Genomic DNA, 8,396 nt, shown 5'->3' on the forward strand with positions numbered 1-8,396 from the left:
TCTCGGACTGATAGGGACATGAATGGCACTCGTGCTCATTTGCTATTAGTTCGCGGCACGGTCACGACCGCCAGAGATAAGATGCAGTCTGTCCGGGTAGATCGGCAAACCGGCTACGGACGGATCAATGCGACGCCAGAATTGTGGCTCCGTGACGAGCACGGTAAGGAGCACCGGTTTCAAGGCGACATCTTCGAGGCCGCGCAGCCGGCGCATGATGTAGCTGTGATATCGCGGCCAAGTTCTAACAGGCCCGTGGCCTTCGCCAATTTCACCACCGGTGTGGTTCACGACAGCGACGAGTTAACCATAAGCACGTCCATAGTTTCGACACTAATCAGCACCTTTGGCCTCAGCGTTTTGCTTGCACTTCCTGGCGCGTTCGTATGGGCGACCCTCCTCAACGCCATTGGTCTTGGGGATCATGCCTTCTCAACAACCGGTTTCGAGGTTTACGCACTGATCCTGATCGCCTGTGTCTATGCTGGAATAGCGGTTTGGTCTAAGAGCTACCGGGCACGCGCTGCGGCACTGAGAGACGGAATCGACCGCTTCCTCTCCAGAGAGGCAGCCCCTGCCAAAAGGACCTGAGCGCCGATCCAAGAAACCGGCCTGCAAAATCAGGCAAGTATGTGCACATCTGAGACGAACATGACCATCTGGTACACGGCCGACTTACACTTCGGTCACGACAGCATCATCAAGCATTGCAACCGTCCGTTCGAATCCGCCTCGCACATGGACGCGATGCTGCTTGCAAATCTGGCAGCTAGGGTCGGACCAGAGGACACGCTTTGGGTAGTCGGCGATTTCGCATTCGGACCCCGGGCGAAGGACGCGAAATGGCTCACCAACATTTTCACTCGCCTACCGGGAAAGGAACGACACCTAGTCATCGGCAATCACGATGGTGAAGCCACCCAGCGGCTTCCCTGGACTAGCGTCTCGCACATGGCCGAAGTGGCCGATGCAAGCGGTCCCAACGCAGTCCTTTGCCATTACCCGATGATCACCTGGAACCGAGCCAGACGCGGCGCGCTCCACCTCTTCGGGCATGTCCACAACCAGTGGATGGGCTCAAGGAACGCGATCAACGTCGGCACCGATGTCTGGGGCTACGTACCGATTACAATCCGGGACATCGCGCAGCGCGCGAAGACACTGCACGAGAACAAGCACTGGCGGGATGTCGAGCGCAACGTGGACATCTGAGGGGCTGAGATATGGCTGAAAACGTTGCAAACGAACTGCTTCTGGAAAACATGAAATCGATCCGCGACGAGCTTGCCGAAATGCGTGAAGAGATACGCAAAACGCATGACGAAATGCTTGTTATAAAGGTGCATCTGCTTGGCCTGACTGCCACCAGCCTTACGCGCGAAATTCCCACCAAACACAAACAAAGCTGACAGTGTCGAGCGAGTCCGGTGCCGAATCAGGTTCATCACAGGCCGTGTCGGCTGACAGACTGGCAGTATCCCCTTCGTTCGTTCAGAAAAATGAACCGAGTATAGGACACCTTGTTGGGATTGGTCTTCCAGCCAACTAGCTTTACTTCAGGGCGGACTTCGAGCGTCGTTACAAGCCAACGGAAAGCAACATTGCCCGCCGCGCGATACCGAGATTAGCCAGATATACCATGTTAATTTGCATACCTGCGACTATACCTTATGCCCCACCAGGGTTGGCCTTATCGGTCTAATCCCAAATAAAGATTAAACATATCAGATGCTTAAAGGGCAATCTCGAAGCGAGGGCGGTTGAAAAAATTCGGCCCCACGGCTACTAAGGACATTACTAGCAACCTTTAGGTCGGCGGTTTGATTATGGATGAGACGAGCGTCAGCAAGCGGGAGTTGATAAAAGCTCAACTAAGAAGTCGCGGCACGTCACTGAGCCAAATCGGACGAGATCTAGGCCTGAAGCCCTCCACCGTTTCGTCTGTACTCGCCGGAGCACGCTCGCTCAATGTCGAGCATGCAATCGCCTCTGCGCTAAACACCAAACCTGAAACCCTGTGGCCCGAGAGGTACACGCAATGAGCGCCAAATAAGAAAACCGCCGAAATATCGACGGCTCTCTTGGTTGTTCTTGTCAGGTTGGTCACCTCGACAAATCATGCCTCGATAGCAGTCGTCATGTCAAGGACCGGCATCTTCGCCGGACCAACACGTGCGCCTTGTGGGTCGCGCGACATCGACGAGGATAACATGAAATCAGACATCAGAAGGCTAGCCGAACACCTGCTCGACGAGTCAATGAATCACACCGAGATTGGGCGCTTGTTCAACAAGCACCGAGATACAGTGCGGAGAATGCGCCGCCGCGCCAAAGCACACGAACTTACCTTGGAGCGCATATCAAATAGGACAGATGCGCAATTGCGCGATGTTCTTTTCTCATCCGGTCCTCGCCGGACGAGATGCTTGCAGCCCGATTGGGACGCGACCGTTCAGCACCTTCTGCATACTGGTGATCATATTTTGGACTACTACGAGGATTACTACTTGAAGCTGCCTATTCCCGGTGACGGAAAACGGCATATGAGTTATTCGCATTTTACAAAAAAGCTTTCTAAGCTTTTGAAACGGCATGCGCCGGAATACCGTCATGACTACCGTCCGGGCGAAGTGATGCAGATCGACTTCGCGGGCTTCCAGCCTAGCTATACCAGTGTAGGTGGCACACAGATAAGGTGCACGTTACTACTACTCCACTTTCCTTTCAGTCAATATTGCGCTGGTTGGATCATACCAAGTCAGCGTCGCTCTGACTCTATCTATGGCCTTATCCGCATCTTTCAAAAGCTGGACGGCACGGCAAAACGCATCATCCTCGACAATTTCAAAGCCGCAATTGATGTCGCTCGGGGGCCACGGCGAGAAGCAAAGATAAATCCTGAGTTCCAAGCGTTCTTAGATCACTATTCCATCTCCCCTGACCCGGCTCGTGGCGGTGAGGCAAGAGACAAAGGTGCCGTAGAAGGTATTGTAAAACTATCGCAACGATATCTTCAGCGTATTTTGCGTGATCGGCAACCGCGGTCCATTGGTGAATTGAACGAAATGCTACAGATGGCGCTGGACCGCCTCAACCAAAAGGTGATGCGACGTTGGAAGACATCCCGTGCTGTTCGGTTTGAAGCTCGTGAAGCGCGTTGCCTTCGGGCCTTGCCAGAAACAGCCTATGATTATGGTGTGTGGAAAGTAGGCATCAAAGTGCAACGTCACTACCGTGTGCACATTGACGGCCGGGACTATAGCGTACCCGTTGGTCTTATTGGCGAACCTGTAAGCATCAAGCTAACCGCTGCCACGGTTGAAATATACCACGACTCATCTCTTGTGGCCGTTCATGCCCGCCGGATCACTACACCAGATGACGATGGACCCATTATCGACCCTTCCCATATGCCAAAGAACCATCGCGCAATGTGGCGTCAGAACCCGGCCAACTTGGTTGAGCAGGGGGCCAGATATAGTCCGAACCTTGGACGATTTATTGCTTTGCATCTGGACAAAAATGGCAACCCAAGGGCGACATACAATATGCTAAAACGGCTGCTTGAGACGGCGTCAGTCCATGGCAAGAACACCATTGATGCAGCCTGTGGTGAGGCTATCCAGCGAAATCAGATCGACCCCGACACGTTGCGACAAGTTCTCGCCCGTGGTCCGTTAAAACCGAAGCGGCATCAGCCATCGCCGCCCAGCAGACCCACCGAGAACATTCGCGGCGCAGATTACTATGCGGAGGGTGATAACGATGCAGTATGAACACCTCGTCGCGCTTGCGCGCGAACTATCACTTTCTGGCTTCGCCGATACGTTGGACCGCCAAGCCGGGGATGCGCTCTTCACCGAGATGGCCTTCGCTGAGAGGGTCGCATCACTACTCATTGCGGAGAAAGAGCGTCGCGCATCAAACAGACTCACTCGCATGCTGAATGAAGCAAAGCTGCCGGTTCGGGCAGCGCCCGAAGAGCTGATCAATACAGAGAAACGTGGTCTTAAGCCCGCAGTTATGAGCGAATTGCTCAAATGCAGTTGGATTCCACATGCATGGAACATCCTGATCAGCGGTGAGACCGGCACTGGAAAGAGTTGGATTGCTGCCTGCATTGCCACAGCCGCCATTCGCGCAGGACATAAGTCCCGCTACTTTAAGGTCTCCGACCTGCTCTATAGTCTCACGATGACGCTTGAAGACGGCGTTTACCTGCGAGAACGTGAAAAGCTGGCAAAGTATAAGCTCTTGATCCTCGATGATTTTGGGAAAGTAGCGATGAACGAAGCCGAGAAATCAATTCTGTTCGATATCATTGAGGATCGTGCGGGAACTCTCTCGACAATCATCGTCGGACAGCGACCCTACAACGACTGGCACTCGTTTATTGATAACCCTGTGATCGCCGATGCTGTGCTTGACCGTTTGTCGCGTGATCGGCACCACATCAAGCTACGTGGAGAGTCGCTACGTCGTCGCGACGCCAAGTTCGAGGACCTTTAGTCATGCTCTTCGGCGCTGGACTTCCCCAACGCAGCGCGCACCTCAACCTCAGCGAATGAGGCAGTAATTCTATCAAGAGCGTATAGGTTGGGGTCCGGCACGGAGTCGTTGGAGACCTAGTCCAAACCTTTGCCGCATCTCACACTAACTTACCAGATGCGGATTTAGCGGCGGTTGGGTTTTGTAAGTCGAAGGTAAGCTTTCGGGCAGGAGCGGCTGAAAGAACTATTCAATGAGTCACACGCGTACGGCGCAAATCGCTAATCAAAAAACCTCACTTCACCCGCGAGCTGGCAATCACCTACAGCAGAAACATCAACGCTAAATGATACTGGCCCCATGAATCCAACTTCAATCGTTTCCCATTCTCCGTACTGACCACCTGGTGGTGCGTAATATCCTTCAGATCGCGTCCGCACCGAGACAGTTGCGTTACAACCGGTACCCGTAATACTGCGCAGGCGTACATCAATATGCTGTAAATAGTTGCCTGCTTGATAAACGGCATTCGGAACCCAGGCCGTTGTTACTCTGCCATTTCTTTCTGTTCCGGTCCCCAAGGTCTCAGCGCTGTCCGTCAGAGTGCTCTGTAACTCGGAAATTAGTCGATTTTCACGCATATCAAGCTCCAAAGTATCATAAGAAAAGGACTGTTGTAGAATACGTTGCTCCAAATACCACGCGTCTCTAAAATCATCTGCCATCATCATCAGCATGATTGGCACTTCGACAAAGACGAAGTTATTCGTTGCCATATGTTCTTCGAAGCGCCGCTGTCTTTCCTCCTCGCGTGCAGCTGACCTTTCCGCCAATATGTCGCCAAAGCTCGGCAAATCAGATTGTCGCACCAGTGGAACTATCTCGATGGGCGCAGGTATCGCTCTGGCCTCTTCATCGAATAATTCTGGCGTTGTTGTGGGTCGATAGATGTAGTCATCAAGTTCTGACCGGTCGGTGCCACCACCTACTGCTGGAGACCCTTCATCTAAAGGATCAATTTTCGGCTCTCCAAGCTCTATCGGGATATCAGGATTACCTGAACCACTTTCCTCTTGAGCAGAAAGCGCACTGCTTACAATCAATAAAACCAGCGTTCCGAATGGAAGTCGGCGAAGAAGAAGATTGGTTAACATCATATCCGCTCAAGAAGCTCTATGATCTCAACAATTTCATACCATAGATCGGCTTTAGTCTCGTCAGCTAGCTGGCTACTCCTTACCTTGTCGAGGAGCCTTTCAAGGCTGTCTCGATGTACGGAAAGGGAGAATAGGAAATTTCGTAATGAGGCATCGCATTCGCCTACGGTTATCGAAGCGGTGCTACCACTCTCGTCAATGCGACAGACTTCAAGATTCCGAGAGTAGGTTGCGTAATCGTGCATCAGGTATACGATAGCGTTTTCTACTTCAGCAAGGAGTTCAACTGATTGTTCATAGTTGCCGTAGCGTTCTTCGAAACGCAGCTGCGCTTCTCTCGTTCGCCGCTCCTCTTCAGCAACACGTGGAATGTCGCAATAGGCTTCGACGAAGCCTTGCTTGCGCACCATCCCCCAATCGCCACCGGGTAGGAAAGCATCGGCTGCATCCTGACAAGTTTCTGAGTGGCCTGTATTAGGCATAAGCAGCATTGTGACGATTGTAATAGTGGAGCGAATTTTGACGGCCTTCACAAGTAGGCTAACGAAAAACACACACAAGCATTTCGCGCCCTTGGTTGGGGGTGACAGTGCGAGTTTTCGAATGTGAGGAGCTCTTTCGTTTTCCTTTAGCATCAGGCGTAGGCCTTCCAAGTAGATCGACCATGGTTTGTTGTGAGCATACTAGCGTCAGGCCACAATCCGTGCATAGCCCATGTGTTTGATGTCCACTACCGATAATGGGCACTAACAACACTCTCCATCAGCTGTAAGAGCGGGGAAACCGGACGGATACATTAGTCATGCCGTAGACGCTTGGTCGAAGCTCAACGCCGGTCGTCAACCCTCTCCTGACACGATGGGCAAAGCTGTCGGAAGATGAGGCGCTGCCGCTTGAGTGATTATCCTTAGACCGGCCTTTAAACCCGAGAGGTCGATGGCAGCTGTAGGCACTGCCTGTTGCCAGAACCTGAAACTGGGCAAACGACATTTTTTTTGTCACTGTCGTTTCTCTAGCGGTATTGTCGTAGACCCTTTTGCAAGAAACGGTTGGCGAAACCCGGTTTGGTTTGAGTGTATGGCTGCAGCGTTGAGACCGCATTGGCAATTGAAGTACCATGCTATGGTGCCGAGGCCCAATTCAACGGGTGCCGACTAGTTATGAAACTAGGTGCTGAATGTTACTGCGATCAGATGCCGAAAGTAGTGAGTGTATGCAAGCAAGTGCTCGTACTTTTTCTGGACCACGCTTTATTCCGCAATTCACCTTTCACTATGTGGTTATTTGTTTTTGGCGCAACCCCCAGCCAATTCACCAATTGAGGCCTGGGTGGTTTTGTGCATCACGGTCGGGCTTCTTTGCTACCTCTATGATCTATATATACGCCAGATATGGTTGCCATATCGTCGTGAAATGCAGCAGAGAGGCGGCTTGCCGCCGGCGAGGTGGCGACGGCACCCTTATAATTTTGGAAAACAAATGCTGGGAGCAATTCCGTTTTTTGGCGGACTATTGGCCCTGACTGCTGCCGTCGCTCTTCATCTGTTTGAGCCAGTCGATGACCGTTTCTTGGAACTCTTTATGTCGACTTGGTGCGTCCTCGGCGCTCCTGCAACACTCTTTGGTTTGTACCATACATTTTTTATCTGGAAAGGAATCTGAAGTGTCTGGAAATCGAAAAGCGCCATTTGGTCATTACCAAGAAAGACAGGTCAGAAATTGAATACGGAGAATTCATCGGCTTCATCTTACTCTCATTCCTCTCTTGTATCCCCTATGTTGCACTGCTGTATTTGGCAGGCTTGCGGTTTAGCCTTTTGACATTTCGTTTTTTTGGGGGGGATCACCGCTTCCTGTGGTGAAGATGACTCTTATCGCAACAGTAAAACAACCCCATGCATTTTTTGATCTCTTCACTAGCTATTTCGGTCATCGACCAACATCACAAACTCAAGCTGGAACCGATGATGACGACTGGCCTAAAGCCTGAACAAAGTTCGTAGCCGCGTGCACTACGGGTTTTGGGGTTCTTCTTTCCGGCCTCTTTTTCATGATCATTTCAAACTAAAGGATTGCGATGTGACCTGCCCCACGATGCTCCCTCATTCATAACGAGAGTTTGCGGGTTTGTTTTTCATATCCTTGGTCGTTGGTTCGGGCAAGCGCGTCGGGCGCGGGGCCTTCAGATTGCTCAAGCGCCGGCGCGCCTCAGCTGGTGTTTGGTTGCCGAGCGATGAATGGGGTCTGACGTTTTTGTAGTCGTATCGCCAGAGCGCCAGCTTGCGGCAGGCGTCATCCAAGCTGTCGAACATCTCCTCGTTGAGCAGTTCATCACGCAGGCTGCCGTTGAATGCTCCGATGAAGGCATTTTGCTGGAACTTTCCCAAACCCGCTCGATCTCTGGCCGCAACGCCTTGTCCCGCTTTGCCCGATCCGACAGCAAGTCAGGGTTCGCTGGTTTGGCCAGGTGATCGTAGAACGTGGATGGGGCAATCGGCAGGTGTTTGCAGATCGGCTCAACCCCGATGGCGTCGCGGTGCTCCTCGATAAAGGCAATCATGTCCTGGACCGGCGGTCGAGCTCCGTCTCGCTGCGCGGCAGTCGCCGCTTGCGGCGATGAGAGCGGGGGCAAAATATGCCGATGCCTTTCGAAGGATCTCATTGGCCTGCTTCATCCAAGGCCTTCGTTTGGGCCTTCAAATGATCCCCCGGATCATTTGATCGCTACGCGACCGCCCCGCACTCTCGGCC

Annotated in this window: 8 protein-coding genes, 2 pseudogenes and 1 other annotated feature; of the genes and pseudogenes, 6 read left to right on the plus strand and 4 right to left on the minus strand. The window is 52.4% G+C overall.

Features of this window, described 5'->3' with window-relative positions; translation table 11 throughout:
• The 6 genes from H7847_RS26175 to H7847_RS26200 all read left to right on the plus strand — a co-directional run.
• The coding region (locus tag H7847_RS26175; protein WP_227272601.1) for a hypothetical protein at positions 1–591 on the plus strand (591 nt) is incomplete at its 5' end.
• A gap of 60 nt (positions 592–651) precedes the next feature.
• Positions 652–1,212 carry a metallophosphoesterase gene (locus tag H7847_RS26180; RefSeq protein WP_227272603.1) on the plus strand — a complete coding sequence of 187 codons (561 nt, stop codon included), beginning with the start codon at positions 652–654 and terminating at the stop codon, positions 1,210–1,212.
• Between the two features lie 11 nt (positions 1,213–1,223).
• The gene (locus H7847_RS26185) at positions 1,224–1,409 is read left to right on the plus strand and encodes a hypothetical protein (RefSeq protein ID WP_227272605.1); all 186 of its coding nucleotides are present in this window, start codon (positions 1,224–1,226) and stop codon (positions 1,407–1,409) included.
• 417 nt (positions 1,410–1,826) lie between these two features.
• Positions 1,827–2,042, plus strand: a complete 216-nt coding sequence (locus tag H7847_RS27330; protein WP_227272607.1) for a helix-turn-helix domain-containing protein — start codon at positions 1,827–1,829, stop codon at positions 2,040–2,042.
• A 168-nt stretch (positions 2,043–2,210) separates the two neighbouring features.
• Positions 2,211–3,776, plus strand: a complete 1,566-nt coding sequence (locus H7847_RS26195) for a Mu transposase domain-containing protein (RefSeq protein ID WP_227272609.1) — start codon at positions 2,211–2,213, stop codon at positions 3,774–3,776.
• The gene (locus H7847_RS26200; protein WP_227272611.1) at positions 3,766–4,509 is read left to right on the plus strand and encodes an ATP-binding protein; all 744 of its coding nucleotides are present in this window, start codon (positions 3,766–3,768) and stop codon (positions 4,507–4,509) included. The genes H7847_RS26195 and H7847_RS26200 overlap by 11 nt, the downstream gene beginning before the upstream one ends.
• A gap of 260 nt (positions 4,510–4,769) precedes the next feature.
• Here the strand turns inward: H7847_RS26200 and H7847_RS26205 are convergent, their stop codons facing one another.
• The 4 genes and pseudogenes from H7847_RS26205 to H7847_RS26220 form a co-directional block, all read right to left on the minus strand.
• Complete coding sequence (locus tag H7847_RS26205) at positions 4,770–5,642, minus strand: hypothetical protein (protein ID WP_227272612.1); 873 nt, start codon at positions 5,640–5,642, stop codon at positions 4,770–4,772.
• A complete protein-coding gene (locus H7847_RS26210; protein WP_227272614.1) occupies positions 5,642–6,280 on the minus strand; it encodes a hypothetical protein in 639 nt (212 codons plus the stop codon). Before H7847_RS26210 ends, H7847_RS26205 begins: the two co-directional genes overlap by 1 nt.
• A gap of 1,471 nt (positions 6,281–7,751) precedes the next feature.
• Positions 7,752–8,029: pseudogene (locus tag H7847_RS26215) on the minus strand (integrase core domain-containing protein); the annotation flags it as partial.
• A pseudogene (locus H7847_RS26220) lies at positions 8,020–8,320 on the minus strand (hypothetical protein); the annotation flags it as partial. The pseudogenes H7847_RS26220 and H7847_RS26215, both read right to left, overlap by 10 nt.
• Positions 8,131–8,242 (minus strand) — a sequence feature (AL1L pseudoknot). It overlaps the preceding pseudogene by 112 nt.
• Positions 8,321–8,396: the final 76 nt, after the last annotated feature.

The organism is Roseobacter weihaiensis, assembly GCF_020622345.1.
Lineage (GTDB): Bacteria > Pseudomonadota > Alphaproteobacteria > Rhodobacterales > Rhodobacteraceae > Roseobacter > Roseobacter weihaiensis.

Coding starts and splice junctions, on each gene's coding strand:
- H7847_RS26180 (WP_227272603.1), top strand. CDS start 652: ATGACCATCTGGTACACGGCCGACTTACACTTCGGTCACGACAGCATC.
- H7847_RS26185 (WP_227272605.1), top strand. CDS start 1,224: ATGGCTGAAAACGTTGCAAACGAACTGCTTCTGGAAAACATGAAATCG.
- H7847_RS26195 (WP_227272609.1), top strand. CDS start 2,211: ATGAAATCAGACATCAGAAGGCTAGCCGAACACCTGCTCGACGAGTCA.
- H7847_RS26200 (WP_227272611.1), top strand. CDS start 3,766: ATGCAGTATGAACACCTCGTCGCGCTTGCGCGCGAACTATCACTTTCT.
- H7847_RS26205 (WP_227272612.1), bottom strand. CDS start 5,642: ATGTTAACCAATCTTCTTCTTCGCCGACTTCCATTCGGAACGCTGGTT.
- H7847_RS27330 (WP_227272607.1), top strand. CDS start 1,827: ATGGATGAGACGAGCGTCAGCAAGCGGGAGTTGATAAAAGCTCAACTA.
- H7847_RS26210 (WP_227272614.1), bottom strand. CDS start 6,280: ATGCTAAAGGAAAACGAAAGAGCTCCTCACATTCGAAAACTCGCACTG.